The following is a 23,894-nucleotide window of genomic DNA, read 5'->3' on the forward strand; positions in this document are numbered from 1 at the left end:
TTGATTGTCGTTGTTTCGGTCCGGCGGCCCTCAGGCGGCCGGGTTGAGCGCCTCGACCGGCTCGTAGGCATGGTCGTAGCCAAAGTAACCGGGGCCCGCGAGTTCGAGCCCCTTGGCCGTCCGCCACTGCCGATCACAGGGAAGCCCGGTGAATTCGACCGTCAGGCCATAACGCAACTGCTCCGTCGTGACCGGCAGCCCACCATCGGCGTCGAGTGCGCAGATGAGATCCGGCGTCGAGGCGATGACCTGTCCGCCATCGCCGCGCGCGACCAGGAACTCGTTCTGGAAGGCGACTTCGAAAGTGCGGCCGGAAAAACCGTCGATGCCCTTGAGCACGGCCCTGCCCCGCGCGAAACCGCCTGTCGTCACCCGGTCGACATCGACGACGCGGCCGGTAAACAGGTGTCGGCCGTCGAACTGCTCGCGAAGCGCGATGCCGGGATGACGCTTCGCTCTGCGCTCGGCGGCAATCGTCTCGCCGATGCCCTTGATGAGACTGAGTGTGCCGCGCAGGATTCCAGCCTTCATCTGGGCCCCGGTCATCGGATAGGCGGCAACAAGGCTGGCGCCACCCATCTGGATCGCCTGGACGCGGGCGAGCCGTTCGGTCCACAGGTTCGAGACTGCATTGATGATCGCGCTGTTGCCCTTGTCGTCGGCATGAACCAGTGGCGTTGCGCTGATGTCATGCATGGTGAAGCTCACCATCTGCAGCTCGGGAAAGGCCCGACCCATGCCGTCTCCGTCGATCAGCGGCAGGCCGGTTGCGGCGGCCACGGCAAAGGGGATGGTCGAGTTCAATCCGCCGGCCTCAACGCAGATCAGCGCATCGGCATTGCGTCCGAGGAACCGCTCGAGCTGGCGCAGCGCCTCCAGCGCTTCGTCGCCACGCGGCAGCTTCTCCACCATTACGGTCGGTGCGCCCATCATGAAGACCGGAACACAGAGCGCGTCATCGGCGACGGTTTCCGGCTGGACCACCCGAACCGGACCGTTCGCCTCGATCGCCGTTCGCGCCATCAGCTTGCCGATATAGGGATCCCCGCCGCCGCCGGTGCCGAGATAGGCACCGCCGATGGCGATCGCCTCCATGTCGGCAGCCGTAATCAGCTGCTCGGTCATGGCTGCATCCCCTCGATCGGCCGGAAGGTCACATCGTCGAAGCCGAAGGCTTTCGGGCCGACAACCTCCAGTGCCGCGGCGGAGCGCAGCAGGGAGTGGCAGGGCAACGCCACGATCGCGACGCGCTGGCCGTAGCGCAGCATTTCGGTGGTGATCGCGTTGCCGCTGTCGACATCGAGCACGATGATCAGGTCCGGGACCGACACTTCGACTTCGCCATTGCGGCTGAAGACGAGGTTTTCGTTCTGGATCATCACCGAGGCGGTGTCGCCGTTGAAGGCATCGATGCCGGCAAGCTTGGCTTCACCGATGACGAAGCCGCCACGCAGGTGACGTTCGAGATCGACGATCTTGCCGGAAAAGACCTGGCGCCCGTTTTCCTGGGCGCAAATGGCCGCAACCGGATCGGCGTGTTCGCGCCGCGCCTTCAGCACAGCCCGTCCGAGCGAGACCGCTTGAGTGTAGGAATGCGGGATCGAGTACTTCTTGAGAAACGCTCCCGTCATCGGCGCCGAGGCAAGCGTCGAGGCCCCGCCTTGCGAGACGACGCAGGCGCGCGCCATGCGTTCGTGCCAGAGTTCGGATGCCGCATGCTGGAACAGGACGACGTTGCCGTGCAGGTCGCACATGACGCTCGGGGTCGAGCGATGACCGTAGATCGAGAAGGTGGTCATCTGCATTTCCGGGAAAGCACGCCCCATGCCATCGCAATCGACGACCGGAAGCCCGGCAAAGGCGGCCGCGATCAGCGGCTCCATCGAATTGGCGCCACCGATTTCCTCGCAGACGATAGCGTCGATCGCGATCCCGAGATGCTCTTCGAGCGCACGAACGCACCGCAGCCCTTCGCGCCCCTCCTTCAGCCGCTCATAGGCAACGACCGGTGCGCCGATGCCACCGAGCGAGATGCAGCGCGCATCGTCGGCCAGCCGGTCGAGCGGCAGGATCGACAGGTTGTAGCCGCTGCGCATCGCCAGCCGCGCCCGCAGCTTGCCGATATAGGGGTTGCCGCCGCCGCCGGTGCCGAGAATGCCGGCGCCGATTTCCAGCGCCTCCAGATCCTCTTCGTCGAGCACCCAGAGATCGGACGGATCGTAGTTCAGAGCCTTCAATGCACGCTCAGCCATGGAAGCCTCCCATTTCGCCGACGACCTTGACGTGGATGCGGGTGGCATTGCCCGGCAGATAGGCAAGCGGCACGTCTTCCCGCTCGATGACCTGGATGGTTTCGGCAATCGCGCCGGCCGAAAGCGCGCGTTCCGTTGCTTCCTGCTCCGCCTGCTTCAGGCAGATTTCGCGCGTCAAACCCTTCTCGAGCGCAAAGACGCGATCAACTTCGCCGCTGATCTGGGCGATGGCGGCGCCGACGGCGTTGGCGACGGCAAAATTCTCCGGGCGGATGACGTCCAGATCCCCAAGCCTGTCTGGCATCAGGATCGAGCCGCCGCCGACGGCGATGACCGGGATCGGGTCGGCCGAAACGCGGCTGCGTTCGACCGAGTTTTCAAGCATCTGCACGATCCGAGCATGCGCCTTTTCGGCGAGCGCCCGATCGAGATGCGCGACCTTGGACGCATCGCCGACATCGGCCTTGCCGAGTGCGACGGCGATGTCCGTGGTCGTCAGCGTCTGGCCGCCGAAGACCAAGGCATCCCTGGCGATGCGATAGCCGACGGACTGCGGACCGACAGTCACGTCACCATTGGCGAGTTCACGCACCAGCGAGCCGCCGCCGAGACCGATCGAAAACACATCGGGCATGCGGAAATTGGTGCGCACACCGCCGACGTCGACGATGGTCGCCGCCTGACGGGGAAAGCCGTGATGCAGGGCGCCGACGTCGGAGGTGGTACCACCGATATCGACGACGATCGCTTCCTTGCGGCCGGTGAGGAAGGCAGCACCACGCATCGAATTGGTCGGGCCCGACGCGAAGGTCAGAACAGGGAAGCTTCTGACTGTCGCAGCCGCCATCAGCGTGCCGTCGTTCTGGGTGATGAAGAACGGGCAGGACAGTCCGGCATCCTTCAGCGCCTTGGCGAAGGCGTCGACCGTCTTGGCGGCCAGCGACAACAGGCTGGCGTTCATGATGGCAGCACTTTCGCGCTCCAGCAGGCCGATGCGGCCGATATCGCCGGAGACGACGATCGGAAGGCCCGGGCAATGCTTCTCGATGACAGCCTTGGCACGCTGTTCCATCTCGGCGTTGATGGGGCTGAAGACGCAGGTGATGGCCGCCGCCTTGACGTTCTTGAGGCGGATATCGGCCGCGATCCGGATCAGCTCTTCTTCATCGAGCGGGGCAATGGCGCGGCCGTCGAATTCGTAGCCGCCGCGCACCAGGTAGGTGTGATGACCGACGGCTTCGGCGAGATCGTTCGGCCAGTCGACCATCGGTGGCAGGCAGGCGGTCGCCGGAAGGCCGAGGCGAATGGCGGCGACATGGTTGATATGCTTGCGCTCGATCACAGCATTGGTGAAATGCGTCGTGCCGATCATCACGGTGCTGATCCTGGACCGGTCGATGCCGGCCTTGGCAATCGCCCCCTCCAGCGCCTCGATGACGCCCGTCGTCACGTCTTCCGTCGTCGACGCCTTGACGCCCGACAGAACGTGCCGCCCCTCCATGATCACGGCGTCGGTGTTCGTACCCCCGACATCTATTCCCAATCGATACACGGACAGTCTCCTTGTTGATGGGCCTTCGGCCCTGTTTCCTCGTTCGGCCTCTAGGCCGTTGATCTCACCAGGAAGCGCGCTCTCTCCTCGACGCTTACCGTTGGTTTCAATGCTTCCTCCTCGTCGCTCATCACCGGGATCGCCGAGATGAGCGCGCGGGTGTAGGGGTGCCGGGGATCGGCAAAGACATCCGCCGTCCTCCCCTCCTCGATGATCTCGCCCTTCAGCATGATGGCGATGCGGCTGCAGAAATTTCGCATCAGCGAAAGGTCGTGGGAGATGAAGAAATAAGTCAGCCCAAGCTCGTCCCTGAGGCGCTGCAGCAAGGCGATGACCTGCTTCTGCACGGAGACGTCGAGCGCCGACGTCGGTTCGTCGAGCACGATGATCTTCGGTTCGGCCGCAAGCGCCCGGGCAATCGCCACGCGCTGCTTCTGCCCGCCCGAAAGCTCGTGCGGATATTTGGAAAGATAGGCGGACGGCAGGTTGACCAGCGTCATCAGCTCTTCCATCCGCAATGTCGCCGCCTTGCCGTGCAGGCCAACATGGCTGAGCGGAACCGCCAGGGTCTGCGTCACCGTGCGCTTGGGGTTCAGCGACGTGCCGGGATTCTGATAGACGATCTGGGTCAGCCGCTGCGACGCACTTGCCTGCGCGGGAGAGCCGACGCGGACCGTGCCGGAACTCGGTGTAATCAGCCCCATCACCATGCGCGCAATCGTCGTCTTGCCGGAGCCGGACTCGCCCGCGAGCCCGAATATCTCGCCCTCAGGCACCGACAGCGTCACCGGCTTGACCGCCTCGTGGCGCTTCATGCGGCCAAGGAAGGGTTTTTCGACATAGACTTTGCCGGCCCCTTCAAGCGTGATGATCGGGGCATTCGAGGAAATCGGCTGATTGACCACCTTCGGACCGTAAAGCGGCGGGATCGCATCGATCAGATCGATCGTGTAGGGCTGCCGCGGCGTCTGGAAGATCTGGCGCAGATTGCCGCTCTCGACGATCTCGCCGTGACGCATGACGAAGACGCGGTCGGCCGTCTGCCGGACCACGCCAAGATTGTGCGTGATCATAAGCAGGGAAAGTCCCTCGCTGTCGACCAGCCGGTTGATCAGCTTCAGGATCTCGTCCTGGGTGGTCACGTCGAGCGCGGTGCCGGGTTCGTCGGCGATCAGCAGTTGCGGCTGGTGCAGAAGCGCAAGGCCGATCAGCACGCGCTGTCGCATGCCGCCGGAAAGCTGCGATGGATAGGCATCGAAGATCCGCTCCGGATCCTGAAGCTGCACGCGGCGCAGGACATCGAAGATGCGCTGCTTTCGGTCTTTCGCCGAAGTTCTGACACCGTCGCGCCGGTCGGCATAGAACATCACGTCGTCGAGGTGCCGGCCGATCCGGAAGACCGGATTGAACGAAGACAACGGGTCCTGCATGATGATCGAGAACGCCGTGCCTTTCAGCGCCTCACGCTCGCGGCCAGGCATATCGAGCACCCGCCTGCCGTTATATTCGATGCTGCCGCTTTCGATGCGGGCGTTGTCGGGAAGCGTGCCGAGGATCGCCTTCGAGGTGACCGATTTGCCCGAGCCGGTCTCGCCAATCAGCGCCACGCGCTCGCCCCTGCCGATCTCGAAGGAAACATCCTTCAGGATATGCTGGCGGCGGCCATAGGTGGTGAAGGCGATATTGAGGTCTGCGACCTTGAGGAGAGGAATGCTCATCGTCTCAGGCCTCCACATCGAACATGTCGCGCAGCCCGTCGCCGAGCAGATTGAAGCCGAGCGTGGCGTAGAATATGGCAAAGCCGGGTGCCAGAACCTCCCACCATTTCTCCGGCAGGAACTGCCGACCGTCGGCGACCATCGAGCCGAGGTCGGGTGTCGGCGGCTTCACGCCGAGGCCGAGGAAGGAGAGCGTCGCGCCGAAGAGGATGACGAAGGCGGCATCGAGCGTCGTCTTCACCGAGATGACCGAGATGCAGTTCGGCAGGATCTCCTTTGCGAGAATATGCAGGTGACTGGCGCCGGCGAGCCGCGCTGCCTCGATATAGTCTTCCGCCGCGATCGATTTTGTCACGCGATAGACGAGGCGCGCATGCCAGGTCCACCAGAGCAGCGTGATCGCCAGCATGGCATTGACCAGATTGGGCTCGAGCACGTTACCGATGGCAAGCGCCATCACCAGCGGTGGGATCGCCAGCATGATGTCGGTGAAACCGGTCAGGAGCCGCTCGGTCAGGCCGCCGGCATAACCGGCGATCATGCCCAACGCCGAGCCGATCGGGACAGCTACGCCAAGCACGCCGATGACAAGCAACAGCGAGACGCGGAAACCGAAGACCGTGCGCGAGAAGATATCACGGCCGGCCTTGTCGGTGCCGAACCAGTTGTCGACATCCGGCGGCATATGGCGGTTACGGAAGTCGACGACGGCGCCGACATGTTCGGGAAAGCGTGCGATCAACGGCGCGAAGATGGCCATGACGATGACCGAAAGCACGATCAGCGCGCCGATGACGGCGGCCGGGTTCCGGCTGAATCGGTACCAGGTCATGTAGCCGGCGGACAGGCGGGTTGCATCCTGCATCAGCGGGCCTCCTTGAAGCGAAGCCGCGGGTCAAGGATGCTGATGATCAGGTCAATGACGAGATTGGCGGCGATGAAGAAAATGCCCGAGACGAGGACCACGGCCATGACGGCGTTGAGGTCCTTCTGCAGGATGGCGTCGAGGCCGTAGGAGGCAAAGCCGCCCCAGGAGAACACCATTTCGACGACGAAGGCGTTGCCGATCAGCGAGGCGAATTCGAGCCCCATGATCGTCAATGGCGCGATCGAAGACAGCTTCAGCAGATAGCGAAAGACGATGACACGGTCCGGCACACCGAAGGATTTCAGCGTCAGAACATGATCGCGGCGCTGATGGTCGATCATTGCCGAGCGGGTGATGCGAGTGATCTGGCCGATGCCGGCCATTGCCAGCGACAGCGCCGGAAAGGCGAGATGCTGGAGGGCGCTCAGAAACACGTCCGGGCGGCCAGCAAGTAGGCTGTCGACCAGCAGGAAACCCGTGGGGCCAGCGGGTGCGCCGAGCTGGAAATCGACCCGGCCGAGCGTCGGCCATGAGGGAAAATGATCCGCCGCGAGGATCTGAAGAGTCACCGCGAAGAGAAAGCTCGGAATGGTGACGCCGATGAGCGAGAAGAAACGGCCGCTATTGTCGATCCAGCTGTTCCTGTAGCGCGCCGTCAACACGCCGAGTGGCACGGCCACCGCGAAAATGATGACGATGGTGACGATCACAAGCTCCAGCGTCGCCGGCAGGAAGGTGGCGATGTCGGCGCTGACCTCCCGATCGGACACGATCGAACGTCCGAGGTCGCCGGTCACCGCATGGCTGACATAGCTGACATACTGGGTGATCAGCGGCTCATCGAGGCCCATGCGCTGGCGAAGCTGGTCGACCTGCGCTTGCGTTGCGCTCGGACCGAGGGCCATGCGTGCCGGGTCGCCCGGAACGATGCGGGCGAGCACGAAAATCATCAGCGACAACACGAACAGCACCATAAGGAAGCCGACCGCGCGCCGCGCAAACAAGGCGACGTAATAATTGCCCATTGGCAACCCTTTCCCCTCAGCCGGTTATCGTCCGGCCTGTCTGCCGCTTTTTGCGGTCGAAGGCAGTTTCAAGCCGAAAGGGTCGTTTGCACAACGGCTAGAAAGGATAGGTTTTTACAAGAAAGGTATAGGTTCTTGTATCGGCCGAACGAGCGAACGGTGTATATCGCGCGGACTGCAACCTGATCAGGAAATGACGCCGAGCGCCTTTGCAGCGATGATCGCTTCCCGTCGGCGGCTGCAACCGAGCTTGCGATAGAGATTGCCGAGGTGGAATTTCACCGTGGCCTCGCTCAAGCCCAGGGCATGGGCGATGAACTTGTTCGACGCCCCCTCAGCAATCATCAGCAGCAGGCGGGTTTCGCGCCGGGTCAGGCCGTTCTTTTCGCCGAGCGGAGTGTTGGGCAGGCCGGTGTCGCGCAGCCGGCGCAGGATCTGCTGGGACGTCGGCGTGGTCTGCAGGAAGTCGCTGATGCGCCGGTCGCCGGTCAGTTCCCGCAGGAATTGCCGCTCTTCCGACAGCGGCGCAATGGTGCCAAGCCGCGCCGCATTCTCGAACGTTTTCTGCAGGATGGCGCGCGCGCTCGTGAGGTTGTGCCGGCGACGGGCGACATAGGCCTGCCAGACCTCGATGCACAATCGCTGACGGCCCGTCAGGTTGAGGTTGCTCGCCAGCGCCGTAAGCTGACGGTCCAGATGCACGCGCCCCGGCATTTCGAAGACGATATGGCGCAGCCAGACGACTGCCAGGGCGATCTCGTCGCGGTCCTGCAGGCGGGTCAGTTCGTCAACCGCCGCCTCCACCCAGGTTCTGTTGATCCGCGCCTGCACTGCCGCAAGCTTTTCTGCCGCTTCCTGCCAGCGGTTGCCGTTCTGCAGGATAACGGCGTCGCGGACCTCGATCATCAGGCGGAACTGTCTGTTGTAAACCTGATAGGCGCGCCAGCGATCGAGGAAGCCGCGTGCGGCGATCATCGAAAAATGCTCGCTCAGCGCCTGGCTGCCATATTGCAAGGCGAACTCGATCAGGCTCGGCCAGATTTCACCATGCGAAAAGTCATCCATTTCGGAGGTCAGGAAGCGCGCCAGTGGCTCCGGCTTGCCGTCCTCGTACTCAACGCATGCCTGTAGCAAAGCGAGCAGTCGCGCATCCATCGGGCTTTCGAACGGCACGCGCGACAATTGCTCGGCAGCGTCGACCGCGTTCCTGCGGGCACGCACCGCATCGCCGCTCATCAGGTGCATCATCGCCTGATGCAGGTTGATGTAGAAGCACAGAAGCGGCACGCCCGCGCGCTCGTAATGGAAGAGCGCCCGATCGGCGATGTCCTGTGCGACGGCGAACCGGCGGCGGCGAATGTAGAATTCCAGGATCGAATTGTAGATGCTGCCGCGCTCAAGATCGGCGTCGAGCGGAAACTCCGACAGGAGCGTCGTCGCTTGCTCCAGAAGATCATCGCCGAGCACGACGTCTTCGTAGATCAGCATCACCAGGCGGAAGGAGCGGAATGCGGCTGAGAATGCGGCACGATCACTCAGTACCTTCAGCACATTGTTGGCGCGCGAGCCGTAACAATCAGCTAGCAGCCGCTGTGCGCGCAGCACCTCGCCGCGCTTCAGCGCCTGCATCGCAAGTGCGGTGACGATTCCCTCATTCTGCGCCGCCAACTCGGCTGGGAACCCGGCGAGAACCCGGTCGAACGCTTCCGAGCCGTGGAAGAAGATGTAGTACCGGCCGAAGTTCGCGATGAAGGCGCGAACCGCCAGTTCGTGAAGCCCGGCGCGCTGCAGCACGGCGATCGCCTCTGTCTGCATGCCGTGCGCCGCATAGGCAGTTGATATCGCCGGGACACGCGTGCTGTCTTCGAGACGCTCAGCCAGCACCATGTCAACCGCTGTGGCGAGCGGACCGGCAATGCCACTTGCCTGCAGATAGGCCTGCACAGCTTCTTTCGCCTTGGCCGCCGGCTTTGCCGCCTGCTGGGCGAGCCTGAGCTGGACGAGTTCGAATTCGGCCGTTTCACTCAGGACATCGTCTGCCAGAAAGCGGGTGACAGCTGCCTCTTCCCGTGAGGCGCGGGAGAACAGCCCAACCAGAAACGGCCACCCTCCAGTCTCCGCCAGCAGCGGCCCGACCGCCGCCCTGCCACAGGTTGCCTCGAGTTCGCCACGTGAGAAGCAGAGGTCCTGAGCACCAAGGAAGAGTGCCTTGCCGTAGGCAATCGCCCGATCGAGACCGCGGAGGCGGGTATACGGCCGCTTCGCGATCACGACGCGTCGTCCCTCGTCCCGCCAGATTGCGGGAATTTCGGCTTCCAGCGTGTCCGGTGGCAGATCCCAGAGCAGCACGCCATCGCAGAAATCGTCCTCGCCGGGAGAACGCGCCGATCGCCATATGCGACATTGAAGATGGGACGCCAGTTGCGACAAAAGCGTCGACTTTCCCATGCCCGCAACGGCGTCCAGAACCACGATCGGTTCTGCCGCCATCACGATGCGTCGCAGAAGACCGTCTCGCCGGATGTCGATCGTTTTGTGGGGCGTATCAGCCATTCATTCTCTGCCCATCGGGCGAAGCGCGGTTGTCGGCGAAACCTAGACAAGGACGCTCGGGTTGGCAAAGGCGGAATAGACTGGCCGGCCAACATCGGCCGCAATTATTCGCTGCGCTGCTAGAAATCGCGAAAACGATCGACCAGGGCGTCGACCGCAACGCGCACGCGCGGGGTCGTGCCGAGCCGATGCGGCCAAAGGGCAAAGATGGGCAGCGGCACGGGCGCAAAGGCCTCGAGAACGGGAACGAGCCGACCGTCTGCGACCGCATCGTCGACAATCCAGGTCGGCAACTGCACGAGCCCATGCCCGCGGCAGGCTGCGTCCGCCATCAAGGCGTGGTCGGCAATGCAAAGCGCGCTGCGAACGTCGATGTGCTTCGTCTGCCCGGATTCAGTAAACCGCCAGGTCTCTGCTGCGCGCCCACGCGATTGCGTCACGCCATGATGCGCAGCAAGCTCCGCGGGGCGCGACGGTGTCCCGTGCCTCGCCAGATAATCCGGCGCACCGCAAAGCGTCAGGCGCTGCACACCGAGTTTTCTGACCATCAGGTCGCCACCGCCGGCAAGTTCGCCGACACGCACGCAGAGGTCGATGTTCTCTTCGACCAGATCAACAAGCCGATTGGTGAAGGCAATATCGAGTTCGAGTTTCGGATGGTCGGCGGCCAAGCCGATCAGGCATGGCCCGGCAATCCGCCTGCCGAGCAATTCCGGCAAACTCACCTTGAGGCGGCCGGCGGGTTCATCCATGCGCGAGGCAAGCGCGGACTCGACCGCGGCCAGTTCCGCCACGGCGCGTTCGCAACCATCGAGGAACACTCTGCCTTCCTCGGTAAGTGCGAGATGGCGTGTGCTGCGCTGAAACAGACGCACGCCCAGCTGGCTCTCAAGCCGGGCAACAGCCTTGCCCACCGTCGATGTGGAAAGGCCAAGCCGCTCGGCAGCTTCGGAAAAACTGGAAGACCGCGAGGCCTGCATGAAGGCTCGGATCGCACTGAGATGATCGCCGGGAAGCATGACACACTCCAGAACTCCATTCGCAGTTACTGCGAAAACTGTTCTCATAAGCGATTTTCATTCGCGGATATAGTGCGCCCATTCATTGACATCCTAGGGATCCGACAGAATGAGAAAGCACAGAGTAGCAATCATCGGCGGCAGCTCCGGCATCGGCCTGCGCGTTGCCGAGCGCGCGATCGACCTTGGCGCGGACGTGGTTATCGGCGGGCGCGACGCGGAAAAGCTGCAGCGTGCGGCAAGCAAGCTCGGTCCGGCCAGCCGCGCGCTGACGGTCGACAATGTCGATCAGGACTCCTTGCGCAGCTTCTTCGAGCAGGCAGGTCCGATTAACCACCTGTTCACGCCAGGCGCATCCTACTCGCGCGGACGGATCGACAAGGCGTCCGACGAGGTCGCCGAAAGCTCCTTCCGATCGAAGTTCTGGGGGCAGTATTATGCGGTAAAGCATGCGCTGCCGTACCTGGATACCAACGGCTCCATTACCCTGATGGCGGGCGCCTACAGCGTCAGGCCGGCGGCAGAAGGTGCCGCCTATGGCGCCTGCAATGCCGCGATCGAAGGCCTGGGGCGAGCGCTCGCCGTCGAACTGGCGCCGATCCGCGTGAACGTCATTTCGCCCGGCACGATCGACAGCGACCTGTGGCGCCGTCAGCCGGACGCCATCCGGGAGGCTTCCTTCTCCAGCTATGGCGAGGCTGCGCTGCTCAAGCGGGTCGGCACCACCGATGAGGTGGCGCACACTGTCATCTACCTCATGGAGAACGGCTTCATGAACGGCTCGACGCTTTACCCCGACGGGGGCTTTGCCTTGCGTTGAGCCCAACCGCGGTGATTGACCGCTCCCATCACGTCAACACCATTCCCGTCGTATCGGGAATGGGCAAGGCCGCGGCGCCGTATCGTTCGATCAAGAGCGGCTGCTTTCCGTTGCTTTTGTGGGTCCGAGACACCTGAAGTCAGCCGCTCAATGTCTGTCGCTTGCAACGCGTTGTTGTCCAGCGCCGGCGGCAAATCTCTCGGCAAAACCCCAAAGGTTGAAAATTCTCGCAGCTCAATCGTTGTCCGGACGGCTCTTGCGCCAACGTCGCTATATTTAGTCTATAATTTCAATAGAGAATATTGAAAGGTCGCAAACAACAGGTAGGCTTCTCATACCATTTGCGGCCAGTCACAACAGCAGTGTGCAGACACACCCAGATGAAGACGGCAGCGCCGCAGCACAGACAGTGAAGGAGCCTTCCATTGACCAACGCCAACTCATCCCTTCCGATTCTCGATTTGCAACGCTTTGCGGCGGGCCATCCCGAGCGGGCGGCGGCGCTTGACGAATTGCGCAGCGTCGCCCGCTCGGTGGGCTTCTTCTATCTGGAGGGGCACGGGATTGCGCAGGAGCAGATCGATGGTGTTCTCGATCTCTCGCGTCGCTTCTTCGCTCTGCCGGAACAGGACAAGCTGGCGATCGAAATGCGCAAGTCGTCGCATTTTCGCGGCTACAATCGCGCCGGCCTCGAATACACCCGGGGCACGCAGGATTGGCGCGAACAGGTCGATTTCGGGCCCGAGCGCGAACGCATCGAGCTTAACGCTGGCGATGCGCCGTGGAAACGGTTGGTCGGTCCCAACCAGTTTCCTGACGCCCTGCCCGACCTGAAGCCGGCGATCCTCGCCTGGATCGAGGCAGTCACCCGCCTTGGCATCCGCCTGATCGAGGTTTTCGCCGAGGCGCTCGGTCAGCGCGCCGACGTATTCGAGCCGATTTACCGCGACGGCCCCAATCAGTTGTTGAAGATCATCCGCTATCCTGGCCGAGACAAGACGGAAAGCGACCAGGGGGTCGGCGCCCACAAGGACGGCGGTTTCGTCACCATCCTGCTTCAGGATGAAGTCGGCGGCCTGCAAGTCGACGACGGCAAGGGCGGCTGGATCGATGCGCCGCCGAAGCGCGGCACCTTCGTCATCAATGTCGGCGAGCTTCTGGAGCTGGCATCGAACGGCTACCTGCTTGCCAATGTTCATCGCGTGGTCACGCCGCCCGCCGGTGGTGATCGCCGCTCGGTCGCCTTCTTCCTCGGCGCCAACCTCGCTTCCACCATTCCAGTTCTCGACCTGCCACCCGAGCTTGGCGCAGAAGTTCGCGGTGTGACGCAGGACCCGCTCAACCCCCTGTTCCATGAAGTCGGGCGCAACGTCCTGAAATCACGCCTGAGATCACACCCCGACGTCGCTGCGGCCCACCACGCCGATCTGGTCGAACAGCTGAAGGTGCCGGTGCCAGCCTGAACAATGCAACTACAACTGCAACCGCTCAACCGCTGAAGGAAGCAATCCATGACGATCCATCAAAAGCCTGAGGAACCTGCAGTCGAAGTCAAGGCGCCGAACGGCCTGCGCGATACGTCGCGGCCGCTTCAGCCCGAAACACTGGCGCTTCATGGCGGCAGCTATCGTTTCGATCCGGTCACCGGCGCGGTCGCCGTGCCGATCTATCAGACGACCTCCTACCAGTTGCCTGGGACAGACGGCGCCGACAAACTGTTTGCCCTCGAGGCCGCCGGCCATCTCTACACGCGCGTCTCCAACCCGACGCAGGATGCATTCGAGCAGCGCCTTGCCGAAATCGAAGGCGGTGCGGCGGCACTGGCGCTCGGGTCCGGCCAAGCGGCGTCGGCCTACGCCGTCCTCAACCTTGCCAGATCAGGAGACAACATCGTTAGCGCCGCCGGCCTCTATGGCGGCACCTGGGCGCTCTTCGCCTCGACGCTACAAAGTTTCGGCATCGAAGTACGCTTCGTCGACGCGTCCGATCCCGAGGCGTTTGCCACGGCGACCGATGACAAGACGCGGGCCTACTACGCGGAATCCCTTCCCAATCCGAGCCTCGAGGTCTTCCCGGTCGGCGAGGTCGCCGAGATCGGCCGCCGGTTCGGTATTCCGCTTGTCATCGATAACACGGCAGCACCGTTGACCATTCGGCCGTTCGATCATGGTGCTGCGATCGTCGTCTATTCCACCACGAAGTATATCGGCGGACACGGCACCTCGATTGGCGGCGCCATCATCGATAGCGGCACCTTTCCCTGGCACGACCATGCCGCGCGCCATCCCAATCTGCACGAACCGGACGCGAGCTATCAGGGAAAGACCTGGCTGGAGAAGGCCGCCACGATCGACTTTCATCCCTATATCCTGCGCGCCCGTGCCGTGCTGCTGCGCGACCTTGGTGCTGCCATCAGCCCGCAGAATGTCTTCCAGTTCATCCAGGGGCTGGAAACCTTGCCGCTACGCATCCGCCAGCACAGCGAAAACGCCATCAAGGTCGCCGACTTCCTGCGCTCGCATCCCAAGGTGGCGCGGGTCATTTTTCCGAAGTTTCAGGAAGGCGTCGCCAAGGCGCGGGGCGAAAGATACCTGCGCAATGGCCACTTCGGCGCGTTGGTCGGTTTCGAGCTGAAAGACGGACGCGAGGCTGGTCGTTGCTTTATCGACGGGCTGCAGCTGCTCTACCATGTCGCCAATATCGGTGACGCGCGGTCGCTCGCGATCCATCCGGCAACGACGACCCACTCGCAGCTCTCCGAGGCAGACCAACTGAGAACCGGCGTCACGCCTGGCTATGTCAGGCTATCGATCGGCATCGAGCATCCCGATGACATCATCGCCGACCTGAAACAGGCCATTGACGCCGCCTGAGCCGGCGACGTCCACAATCTGCTCTTTGGCCCAACCGTCAGCAACGGTTGGGCTTTTGGCATACTCGCTGACCGGCTCAGGACTTGCGCAGATCGAGGATGCGCCCGAGGGTCAGAAGTCGCGGCTTGCCGTCTTGCACAGCGCCCGCGAAGGTAGGCCCGAACAGAAACATCATACCTGCTGCGCTGCCACGGTCGGGCTGCGCCAGTGGTGGAAGGAAACGCCATGACGTTCGAAAATACCCAGGTCCTTCTTGCTTCCCGCCCAGACGGCAAGCCAAAACCGGATGATTTCGAGATCGGCCATTCCGCGATACCGGAACCTGCCGCAGGCCAGATCCTGCTGAAGATCCTCTATCTATCGCTTGACCCCTATATGCGCGGGCGTATGAATGCCGGGAAATCCTACGCAAAGCCCGTCGAGATCGGCAGCGTCATGGAAGGCGGAACGGTGGCCCGCGTCGTACGGTCACGCCATCCGGATTTCGCCGAGGGCGATTTCGTGCTGTCGCATTCCGGTTGGCAAAGCTACGCGCTCTCCGATGGTGTGGGCCTGCGCAAACTCGACCCGCAGGCAGCACCCCTTACAACCGCGCTCGGCGTCTTGGGCATGCCGGGCTTTACCGCCTATTCCGGCCTTTTGACGATCGGCAAGCCGAAGGCGGGCGAAACGGTGGTGGTTGCCGCAGCAAGCGGCGCCGTGGGATCGGCCGTTGGCCAGATTGCCCGCATCAAGGGCGCGCGTGCCGTCGGGATTGCCGGAGGTGCTTCGAAGTGTGCGTTCGTTCGCGACGAACTCGGCTTTGACGCGGTCATCGATCACCGCGCAGCCGATTTCGCCGAGCAACTGGCAACAGCCTGCCCCGGCGGCATCGACGTCTATTTCGAGAATGTCGGCGGGCATGTCTGGGATGCGGTGTTTCCGCTGCTGAATGATTTCGCCCGCGTTCCCGTCTGCGGCTTGATCGCGCAGTACAACAGCCGCCCTGGCGAACAGACGGGTGGCGACCGCCTTCCCACCGTCATGCGCGACGTTCTGAGCAAGAGCCTGTCGATACGCGGCTTCATCCAAAGGGAGTTCGTCGACCAGCGCCCCGACTTCTATCGCGAAATGGCCGCATGGATTTCCGCGGGCAAGGTTCGCTATCAGGAAGATATCGTCGACGGTCTCGAAAACGCGCCGACCGCTTTCATCGGCCTGCTGGAAGGCCGCAACTTCGGCAAGCTCGTCATCCGCGTTGCCGACGAGGCGTGAAAGCCGGAGCGGCGGCACGCGGTGCCGCCGCTCGACGCCTAAGGATTTCCGACAATTCCAAGGCTGGCCTTGCCGAGGCCGTCTTCAATAGACGCGGCCAGTTCCGGTGCATAACTCCTCATAGCCGGCTCAGTCGTCAGCGAGATTTGCTGCGGACCTTCCGCCGAACGCATTTCGTCAAGAGCGCTGGTCGCCTCCTGCGTCAACCCGAGCTGACCGGCGACAGCCAGTCGCAGCAGATTGACGGCCCGGTCCGACGAGTTTGCAAGCTGGCGCACGCGAAGCAGGGCCTCTTCGTAACGGCGCCCTCGATAGGCATCGAGGGCCAGCGTCAAAGCCGCGTCGTGATGCGTATACTCTCCATTTTCCTCTGCCAGTCGCGCCAGCCTCAGGCCTTCGGACCAATGGCCGGAGATGTACTGCAACAGACCCATTCTGGCTGGGATAGCCTCATCCAGCGGATTGAGTGCGCTGGCGCGCTGTCCCGACAGAAAGGCAGCTTCCCGGTCACCGGCAGCAAAACGCGCCATCATCTGCGCAACGTAGCTCTGGCTCGCCTGGGGAGCAAGCGCGACAGCTCTGTCGGCAAGCTTCAGTGCTCTGTTGCCAACGGTCGGCGAGGCGCCTGCCTCGCCCGTCGCCACCAGGACCATGGCCAGGCTGGCCGATACATCGGGATCATTTGCCTTGTAGGCGAGCGAGCGCTCCAGGCAAGCGAGCGCATTCGCGAAATTTTCAGCATCAGCCCGCGCCAGCGCCAGATCGGCCTGCAACACGCAACCATATCCCAGCGACGGCGCTGCTATCTGGCGTGCGGTCTCCAGACTGGTGACCACACCGTCTTCACCCGCAAGCGCGCGCGCAAGTCGCACCAGAAGGGCTTGCTGGACTTCCTCGACGTTCCCGCCATCTTCGAGCGTCAGTTTCGAGGCGCCGGAGCGCAAGGCCTCGTTGCTCTGCGGGTCTACCACCTGCCAGGCAAGCTCGTGAGCATCGTTTGCCATGTTGTAGCTGATCGACAGTTTATACTCCTTGCTGCCGGCAAGGCGGACAGCGGATCTGGGCGCAACCCAGCCGGTCACCGATGCGACGTCGATGCCCTCAGGCGGCTCCTGCGCCAGCGTCCGCACCGACGAGAACTGCGACAGCGCGTGGACCAGATAGCCCCCGACCCTGCGCCGCTCTTCGCTGCCTTTCAATTTTTGCGGTTCAACATCGACGATGATGGTCGGTTTTTCCGACAGGATCGGCTTCCAGGGAAATTGATCGGCCGTCGAAACATAAAAGGCAAAAGCAAGCGCCAAAACCCCTGCGCCGGCAAGGGCAACGTTCGCCATGGATAGGCGACGACCGACAACAGCCGTCAAAGACAATTGCTCGGGCGGCTCCGGCACATAAGAGGACATCGGCGGCGGAGCGAGCAGAACCTGCGGCGGTTTGCCGTCAGACCGGACAAAGAGCGGCACGTAGTTGCCCTTAGGCAGCTCGATACGCAGCGTGGCTTCATCGCCAAGCGCTTCATAGTATTGTGCCAATGCAGCGCGAAGTCGCGACGCCTCGACCCGAACGATGGGGTCCGTTGCCGGATCGAACGAACTCGGCCGGGCAAAGACGTCGATCGCGATCGTATAGGCCTTCACCGACGCTGACCGCCCGGCGAAGAACTCTTCAACCAGGTATCGCAACAGTTTGCGGTGGCGCTCGGTGCCGTGAAAGCGCGGATCGCTTAGCATGCGATCGAGTTCGGCTCTGGCCGAGCGTTCGGCAACAGGGCAATAAGCCGCTCGGTCCGCGTCTTCTCCTGTTTTCATACCGCGCCCCCATCTACCTACAACCCGAAAGAGAGTGCCAATGCGAGGTGAACTCTAGATCACACACCGGGCAGCGGGAAGTGAAATATTGACCCGTCACAAAACATTTTCAAAGAAACGCCGCAGGTTCAAAATGAAACAGTGTCCGGACTTGAAAACCACTGAGTTCTCAGGGGAAAACCGATAGAACAGGGCGATGCCATACGAATGAATAACTAATCACATTGGATTAGATTTGTTATCTGCATTGGCAAGACAGATGGAAATCACTTCCTCTTCGATCTCTAGGCAGATCAGTTCGTACTCCGACACCATCGAAGTATCCTGCGGATCACGCCGGCGCTGGCGATCAAGCATGGCATCCGCCTCGTCATAGGCCTCGCAAAGACTGGCGAGCGGCATGTTCTTGGCAGTCAGAAGCTGCAACTGGCCGCGCAGCGCCGGAAGCTTGAGCATCAGCTTCAAAAGTCCCCGTTGTTTGGCTTCGTTGGGCATTGTGCTCTACCCGATTGAACGATGATCGATGCTTCATGCCACACCTACGCGCGAAGACCTCCTTCACGCGCATCTTGCACAGATCGAGCGGTGTCACCGCCACTCTGATTGCCAGCGTCTCGTTGAGATTTGCCTATCTGACGGATACAGTCTCGGGACAGGCAGATGACCAACTTCCGCCTGCACCTCTCCTGCGCTGCAGATTTGCAGGAACCTGGTCCGTGCGGAAGTACGTAACAGTTACATTGGTGCCGACCGCTTGACGCAGGCTGCATAAAGGCGCGGAACCACGCCGCTGGCACGCATCGGATCATGCATCGCTGACCGGGCCAGAGGATTTTCGCCGCGGCCGCTTTTTCATGAACCGCCAACGCGCGACAGACCGCAGCCGGTGCTGCTTGCCCGGCTTGGGCGATGCGCTACAGTTGGCGTTGCCAGGCGTTACGCTTGGGCTGCTGCGATCTTCGGCCTTCAATCGCTGCCGATTGTAACTGTTACGTACTTCAACGCGGAATGCTGCTTCGCTTAGAATACCTGCGGCGACATCCGGCGACGGACCCTATCGCGTGTTGAGCACAACGGAGAGAATTCCATGCGATCCTTGGACAAGATTTCTCGTGAACGACGTATTGTGACGTCCCTTTCCGCCGGGATTGCCGCGACCGTTATGACGCTGTTGAGCACAGAGCTTGCGGCAAGCGACGACAAACTGAGCGGCCTGCCGTCGCTTGTCCTTGGCGGACAGACGGCGACAGCGCAGACGTTCCAATTCGAGACCCCGTTCAACAATCTCGTCAATGCGGGGCCACTCTCAATTGTGCTCGAAAAGACAACTCTCGACGAGGTCAAGACCGCGTTCGGAGGCAACATTCGCAGCCGCTCTGTGGAGGGCCTGTCGATCGGCTGGCTGTGCTACGAGCTTGCGACCGGTAACCTGCCTCGGCGCATCTGGTTCGTCGCAAACGGCCGAGACGCCGCAACGCCCGCCGAAAAGCCGGTGACGTTCATCTCCACCGAAGAAGTGGCCGGCGACACCGATAAATGCGACACCCCAACCGTGGAGCTCGCCCCCCTGCTTCTACCGGTTCCGACCTTGAAGGACGGCACCGAAGCCTTGGAAAAACGCTTCGGCGCAGCGCCGCAGCAAGGGATGGCGCGCTACGCCCACGAACACCAGGATGAACAGAACACCACGGTTATGCAGTCGCTCGTTTACAGACTGAAAGACGGCCATATCGATGGCATCGCCTTCACACAGGTTACATCGAAATAGCAGCCATATCGGCATCACTCGCCACTATGCCGGCGGCGAGTGATGTGGCCGCGACGTTGTCTATTTCTCGAAAGCGTAAATCCTGTTCCAGTCGTCCTTCATGTCGACGAGCAGCCACTTTCGCTGCTCGGCCTCGGTCATCGCCTTGTCGAGCTTGCCGATATGCGACTGGCGATCATAGGCCCATTCGCGCTCGCCGTCGGTGTGATGCACGATCATCCCGAAGCTCGGCCCGGAACCAGATGTAACCCACCGCAGCATTTCGTAGTCGCCGTCGGAATTGCCGGCTGCAAAGATCGGCCGCTTGCCAATGAACTTGTTGATTCCCACCGGCTTGCCGGGACCGTCATCAACGAAGTCCACCTTCGGCTCGCGCATCAGCACGGGTGTGTCGCCCTGCAGTTCGTACTTGGTGGTTATGGTGCTGCCGACGACCTGCTCCGGAGGAATCCCATACATCTGCTCGGTCATCGTGCGCATGAACTCGACGCCGCCGCCGGAGACGATATAGGTCTTGAAATCGTTTGCCCTGAGATACTCCAGCAGCTCATTCATCGGCAGGAAGGTAATCTCGTTGTAGGGCCGGTCGAAGCGCGGATGCTTCGCGCTCGCAAACCAATCCTTGACGATCTTCGCGAACTCGTCGGAGGTCATGCCCGCATGCGTCGCCATCGCGAGTTCGACAATGCCCTTCTCGCCCGACGCAACGACACCAGCCATATCGCCCTTGAGCAGCGATGCGAACGGCTCCTTGTCCTTCCATTCCGGATGGTCCGGGGCCATGGCCTTGACACGGTCATTGATGAACATGCCCTGGAAGTACATCGGCTGCTCGCTCCAGAGCGTGCCGTCATTGTCGAAGACTGCGATGCGGTCCGCCTTGGCGACAAAATCCGGACCACCTTCGCTCGTCACCCGCGTCACGAAGTCAATGATGGCCGATTTCGCCTCGCCGTCTTTCCAGGAGGGAAGGTCGGCCGGAGGCGCATCGGCGGCCAGGGCAAGCGCAGGCGCCGCCAGCATCAGGGCGAGCGAAGCGGCCGCAGCCATAAAGGTCCGCCGCCGCCAGCCTTTCGCTCGTGAATTCCCTGCAATCGGCGCGCGCCGTCCTGCTATCATGGTCATCGGGTACCCTCCTCAGCTGAAACAAGACTGCCTTGGCAAAGACGCTCAGACCCGCCGGATGCAGCGGAAGCCGATATGGGTCGTTGCTGCATTCTCTTCGTGTGCATGGCGAGCTGCCGGGCGGTAGCGACGGCAATAGTTTGGAGCGCAGAGGTGGGACCCGCCCTTTACCACCCGCCGCGCGATCAGGATTTCCGGCTGCCTCGGATCGAAGCTCGCCTCGAGTCCGCCACCGCGCGGATTGGAGGGGATGCAACAGCTTTTTTGCGCAGGTGCCGGATGATTGGTCGACCAGTAGTCGCTCGTCCATTCCCAGACATTGCCGATCATGTCGTAGAGGCCATAGCCGTTAGGAGGAAAGCTGGCGACCGGAGAGGTACGCTCGAAACCATCAGGACGCAAATTCTCCGTCGGGAACGTGCCGTGCCAGGTGTTGGCCATGAAGCGGCCATCCGGCACGAGTTCATCGCCCCAGGCAAATTCCGCCCCCTCCAGGCCTCCCTTGGCGGCAAATTCCCACTCGGCCTCCGTCGGCAGATCCTTGCCTGCCCACGTGGCATAGGCCATGGCGTCGACATAGGAGATGTGCACGACGGGATGGTCGAGCTTGCCGCGGATATTGCTTTGCCGGCCGTAGGGCCGTCGCCAATCGGCGCCGAACTTGAAGTCCCACCATTGCGAGGAATCCCGGCTGACGACCCGTTTGGGTGGATCGAAAATGACCGAACCCGCCCGCATCATTTCCGGTTTGGCACCTGGATAGTCCTTGGGATCGGGCGCCTTCTCGGCAACCGTGACATAGCCGGTTGCGTCCACGAAGGCCGCGAATTGCCGGTTGGTGACCGGCGTTACATCGATCCAGAAACCGTCGACCTTGACCGGATGGGCCGGCGCCTCTTCGGGGTAATGATTGTCAGATCCCATGATGAAGGTGCCACCCTCGATCCAGATGGGCTCGCGCGCGCTGATCGCCATCGGCGTTTCGTCAGGGACCTGCCTTGCCGATAAGACTTGCATAGGACCAAATACTCCCTTCGAGGATGTCCCGATTATCCTAGTCGCCTCAAGCCTAAACGCAAATCTTGCGCATCCAAAGTACGTAACAGTTACGACGAAACAGAAAATGTGGGCCGAAGCGTTTCTCCTCGGCCACGCAGGGCGCAACGCCGCAATCGTCTCCTTCGTTACTGTTACATTCTTTCCATTGGGCCACATGTAACCTTAATCTGCGTTGGCAGTTCACAGGGGCCGGCGGGAAGGGCTAGATCTCATGGGTACACGTGACGACATCGAACTTCTCGGCAAGCGCATCGGCCAAGCCATTGTCGGCCAGGAGGGCATGATCGAGCGCCTGCTGCTCGGTCTCCTGAGCAATGGCCATCTGCTCGTCGAGGGCCTGCCGGGGCTTGCCAAGACGCGGGCGATCAAGAGCATGGCGAAAAACCTCGACGCGCAACTGTCCCGCATCCAGTTCACGCCGGATCTTCTCCCCTCCGACATCACCGGCTCGGAAGTCTATTTCACCGAAGGCGGCAAGGGCGAATTCCGCTTTCAGCAGGGGCCGGTCTTTGCCAACCTCATCCTGGCCGACGAGGTAAACCGCGCGCCGGCGAAAGTGCAGTCCGCCCTGTTGGAGGCGATGGAGGAGCGGCAAGTCACGGTCGGCGGTGCCAGCCACGAACTGCCCGGCCTCTTCATGGTCATGGCGACACAGAACCCGATCGAGCAGGAAGGCACGTATCCCCTGCCTGAGGCGCAGCTCGATCGTTTCCTGATGCACATCCAGGTCGATTATCCCGACGCCAAGTCGGAGGCCGAGATCATGCGGCTGGTGCGATCGGAAGAAACGGCCGTCACCTCGAAAGCGAGGTCGGACGAAAAGCTGGCTCAGGATGCGGTGTTTTCGGCGCGCAAGGAGATCTCAGCGATAACCGTTTCGAGTGCGATCGAGGATTACATCGTCGCTCTCGTCATGGCGACGCGCTACCCGGACAAGCTCGACAAGGATCTCTCCAAATGGATCCAGGTGGGCATCAGCCCGCGTGGCGTCATCGGCCTCGACAAGGTCTCGCGCGCCCATGCATGGCTGAAGGGCCGAGATTTCGTCACGCCGGATGACGTGCAGGCAACCGTGCACGATGTTTTTCGCCATCGCCTTGTCCTTTCCTATGAAGCCCACGCCGGCGGCACGACAGCCAACCAGGTCATCGACCGGATAGTGCAGCAGGTTGCTGTCGCCTGAGAGATGGAGAAGGTTCGATGGCAATATCCCTTTCCGCATTCGCAAGGTCGAAGGGCATCTCCCGTCCCGGGAAGGCGGAGGCATCAGGCGCCTACACCTCCGTCGACGAACTGGTCGCGCTTGAGGCAATCGCCTGCGACCTGACCTTCCTTCGCAAGGCGCCGGTGCGACGATTGATGGCCGGACGTCATGAATCGCGCATGCGTGGCCGTGGGCTATCCTTCGAGGAACTTCGGGAATACTTGCCCGGCGACGACGTTCGCACCATCGACTGGCGGGTGACGGCACGGACAGGAAAGCCGGTCGTGCGGGTCTATGACGAGGAGAAGGATCGACCGGCACTGGTGATCGTCGACCAGCGCATGAACATGTTCTTCGGCAGCCGGCGTGCGATGAAGTCGGTGGCGGCAGCGGAAGTGGCGGCACTCTGCGCCTGGCGCATCACGGCGCTCGGCGACCGGGTCGGCGGCTTCGTGTTCGGTGACGAGAGCGTCGATGAGGTCCGCCCCCACCGCAGCCGCGAAGCCGTCATCCGTTTTGCCGACGTCATCGTGCGCCACAACACCGCACTTACCGCCGCCTCCCAGGTTGCAAGGGGCGACGAGCAATTGGATCTGGTGCTTTCAACCGTCGCCAATATTGCCAAACACGATCATCTGATCATCGTCATCAGCGATTTCGACGGGCACGGCCTGGAAACGCGCGACATGCTGCTGAAGCTGTCTGCTCATAACGACGTGATCGCCATCCTGATCTACGATCCCTTCATGCTCGAGCTGCCGCGCAAGGGCGACATCGTCGTCAGCGGCGGTGCTCAGCAGGCCGAACTTCAGTTCGGCCGTGGAAACGTCCGCGAAGCGATCGACAGCTTTGCCCGCAAGCGCGGACGGGCGCTGAAGGCATGGCAGGAGGATTTGGGCCTGCCGATGCTGCCCATCTCCTCGGCGGAAGAGATTGCACCGCAATTGCGCACGATGCTCGGCCAGCTCGCCTGGCGTCAGCGGAGGCGGTAGC

The 23,894-nt window shown here is 62.2% G+C and carries 19 protein-coding genes; 7 read left to right on the forward strand and 12 right to left on the reverse strand.

The annotated features are described in order from the left end of the window. Positions 1-30: 30 nt before the first annotated feature. The 8 genes from LPJGGPFB_RS27535 to LPJGGPFB_RS27570 all read right to left on the reverse strand — a co-directional run bounded on the left by LPJGGPFB_RS27535 (position 31) and on the right by LPJGGPFB_RS27570 (position 10,987). The gene (locus LPJGGPFB_RS27535; protein WP_173423115.1) at positions 31-1,125 is read right to left on the reverse strand and encodes an S-methyl thiohydantoin desulfurase family protein; all 1,095 of its coding nucleotides are present in this window, start codon (positions 1,123-1,125) and stop codon (positions 31-33) included. Continuing rightward, the gene (locus tag LPJGGPFB_RS27540; RefSeq protein WP_173423116.1) at positions 1,122-2,252 is read right to left on the reverse strand and encodes an S-methyl thiohydantoin desulfurase family protein; all 1,131 of its coding nucleotides are present in this window, start codon (positions 2,250-2,252) and stop codon (positions 1,122-1,124) included. Before LPJGGPFB_RS27540 ends, LPJGGPFB_RS27535 begins: the two co-directional genes overlap by 4 nt. Beyond that, on the reverse strand, positions 2,245-3,804 hold the full coding sequence (locus tag LPJGGPFB_RS27545; RefSeq protein WP_173423117.1) for a hydantoinase/oxoprolinase N-terminal domain-containing protein: 1,560 nt from the start codon (positions 3,802-3,804) through the stop codon (positions 2,245-2,247). The genes LPJGGPFB_RS27540 and LPJGGPFB_RS27545 overlap by 8 nt, the downstream gene beginning before the upstream one ends. A 50-nt stretch (positions 3,805-3,854) precedes the next feature. After that, positions 3,855-5,522: an ATP-binding cassette domain-containing protein gene (locus tag LPJGGPFB_RS27550; RefSeq protein ID WP_173423118.1), complete on the reverse strand. Its 1,668-nt coding sequence runs from the start codon at positions 5,520-5,522 to the stop codon at positions 3,855-3,857. A gap of 4 nt (positions 5,523-5,526) precedes the next feature. Continuing rightward, the gene (locus LPJGGPFB_RS27555; protein ID WP_173423119.1) at positions 5,527-6,387 is read right to left on the reverse strand and encodes an ABC transporter permease; all 861 of its coding nucleotides are present in this window, start codon (positions 6,385-6,387) and stop codon (positions 5,527-5,529) included. Next, positions 6,387-7,415 carry an ABC transporter permease gene (locus LPJGGPFB_RS27560; protein WP_173423120.1) on the reverse strand — a complete coding sequence of 343 codons (1,029 nt, stop codon included), beginning with the start codon at positions 7,413-7,415 and terminating at the stop codon, positions 6,387-6,389. The genes LPJGGPFB_RS27555 and LPJGGPFB_RS27560 overlap by 1 nt, the downstream gene beginning before the upstream one ends. Positions 7,416-7,601: 186 nt before the next feature. Next, positions 7,602-9,968: a helix-turn-helix transcriptional regulator gene (locus LPJGGPFB_RS27565; RefSeq protein ID WP_234903104.1), complete on the reverse strand. Its 2,367-nt coding sequence runs from the start codon at positions 9,966-9,968 to the stop codon at positions 7,602-7,604. Between the two features lie 119 nt (positions 9,969-10,087). Then, positions 10,088-10,987, reverse strand: a complete 900-nt coding sequence (locus LPJGGPFB_RS27570; RefSeq protein ID WP_173423121.1) for a LysR family transcriptional regulator — start codon at positions 10,985-10,987, stop codon at positions 10,088-10,090. A 109-nt stretch (positions 10,988-11,096) separates the two neighbouring features. Between LPJGGPFB_RS27570 and LPJGGPFB_RS27575 the strand changes: the two genes are divergently transcribed. The 4 genes from LPJGGPFB_RS27575 (at position 11,097) to LPJGGPFB_RS27590 (ending at position 15,934) form a co-directional block, all read left to right on the forward strand. Beyond that, positions 11,097-11,807, forward strand: coding sequence for an SDR family oxidoreductase (locus LPJGGPFB_RS27575; RefSeq protein ID WP_173423122.1), 711 nt, complete (start codon positions 11,097-11,099; stop codon positions 11,805-11,807). Positions 11,808-12,232: 425 nt separating this feature from the next. Further along, complete coding sequence (locus LPJGGPFB_RS27580; protein ID WP_173423123.1) at positions 12,233-13,270, forward strand: isopenicillin N synthase family dioxygenase; 1,038 nt, start codon at positions 12,233-12,235, stop codon at positions 13,268-13,270. Between the two features lie 48 nt (positions 13,271-13,318). Next, positions 13,319-14,680 (forward strand): O-acetylhomoserine aminocarboxypropyltransferase/cysteine synthase family protein, encoded by a 1,362-nt coding sequence (locus tag LPJGGPFB_RS27585; protein WP_173423124.1) that lies wholly within the window; start codon positions 13,319-13,321, stop codon positions 14,678-14,680. A gap of 225 nt (positions 14,681-14,905) precedes the next feature. Next, positions 14,906-15,934: an NADP-dependent oxidoreductase gene (locus LPJGGPFB_RS27590; protein WP_173423125.1), complete on the forward strand. Its 1,029-nt coding sequence runs from the start codon at positions 14,906-14,908 to the stop codon at positions 15,932-15,934. Positions 15,935-15,972: 38 nt separating this feature from the next. Here the strand turns inward: LPJGGPFB_RS27590 and LPJGGPFB_RS27595 are convergent, their stop codons facing one another. Together LPJGGPFB_RS27595 and LPJGGPFB_RS27600 are read right to left on the reverse strand one after the other, a co-directional pair. Next, on the reverse strand, positions 15,973-17,745 hold the full coding sequence (locus LPJGGPFB_RS27595) for a tetratricopeptide repeat protein (protein ID WP_173423126.1): 1,773 nt from the start codon (positions 17,743-17,745) through the stop codon (positions 15,973-15,975). 219 nt (positions 17,746-17,964) lie between these two features. After that, on the reverse strand, positions 17,965-18,240 hold the full coding sequence (locus LPJGGPFB_RS27600; RefSeq protein WP_173423127.1) for a hypothetical protein: 276 nt from the start codon (positions 18,238-18,240) through the stop codon (positions 17,965-17,967). A 592-nt stretch (positions 18,241-18,832) separates the two neighbouring features. On the opposite strand from LPJGGPFB_RS27600, the gene LPJGGPFB_RS27605 reads away from it, so the two are divergent. Then, positions 18,833-19,513, forward strand: a complete 681-nt coding sequence (locus LPJGGPFB_RS27605; protein WP_173423128.1) for a PQ-loop repeat-containing protein — start codon at positions 18,833-18,835, stop codon at positions 19,511-19,513. 60 nt (positions 19,514-19,573) lie between these two features. Here the strand turns inward: LPJGGPFB_RS27605 and LPJGGPFB_RS27610 are convergent, their stop codons facing one another. After that, on the reverse strand, positions 19,574-20,536 hold the full coding sequence (locus LPJGGPFB_RS27610) for an HAD family hydrolase (RefSeq protein WP_234903127.1): 963 nt from the start codon (positions 20,534-20,536) through the stop codon (positions 19,574-19,576). 147 nt (positions 20,537-20,683) lie between these two features. Then, complete coding sequence (locus tag LPJGGPFB_RS27615; protein WP_210264623.1) at positions 20,684-21,613, reverse strand: formylglycine-generating enzyme family protein; 930 nt, start codon at positions 21,611-21,613, stop codon at positions 20,684-20,686. Between the two features lie 295 nt (positions 21,614-21,908). Between LPJGGPFB_RS27615 and LPJGGPFB_RS27620 the strand changes: the two genes are divergently transcribed. Together LPJGGPFB_RS27620 and LPJGGPFB_RS27625 are read left to right on the forward strand one after the other, a co-directional pair. Next, positions 21,909-22,880 carry an AAA family ATPase gene (locus LPJGGPFB_RS27620; protein WP_173423130.1) on the forward strand — a complete coding sequence of 324 codons (972 nt, stop codon included), beginning with the start codon at positions 21,909-21,911 and terminating at the stop codon, positions 22,878-22,880. 17 nt (positions 22,881-22,897) lie between these two features. Beyond that, positions 22,898-23,893, forward strand: coding sequence for a DUF58 domain-containing protein (locus LPJGGPFB_RS27625; protein WP_173423131.1), 996 nt, complete (start codon positions 22,898-22,900; stop codon positions 23,891-23,893). The last annotated feature ends 1 nt before the right edge of the window (position 23,894 follow it).

This window comes from Ensifer adhaerens, from assembly GCF_013283195.1.
Classification (GTDB): domain Bacteria; phylum Pseudomonadota; class Alphaproteobacteria; order Rhizobiales; family Rhizobiaceae; genus Ensifer; species Ensifer adhaerens_G.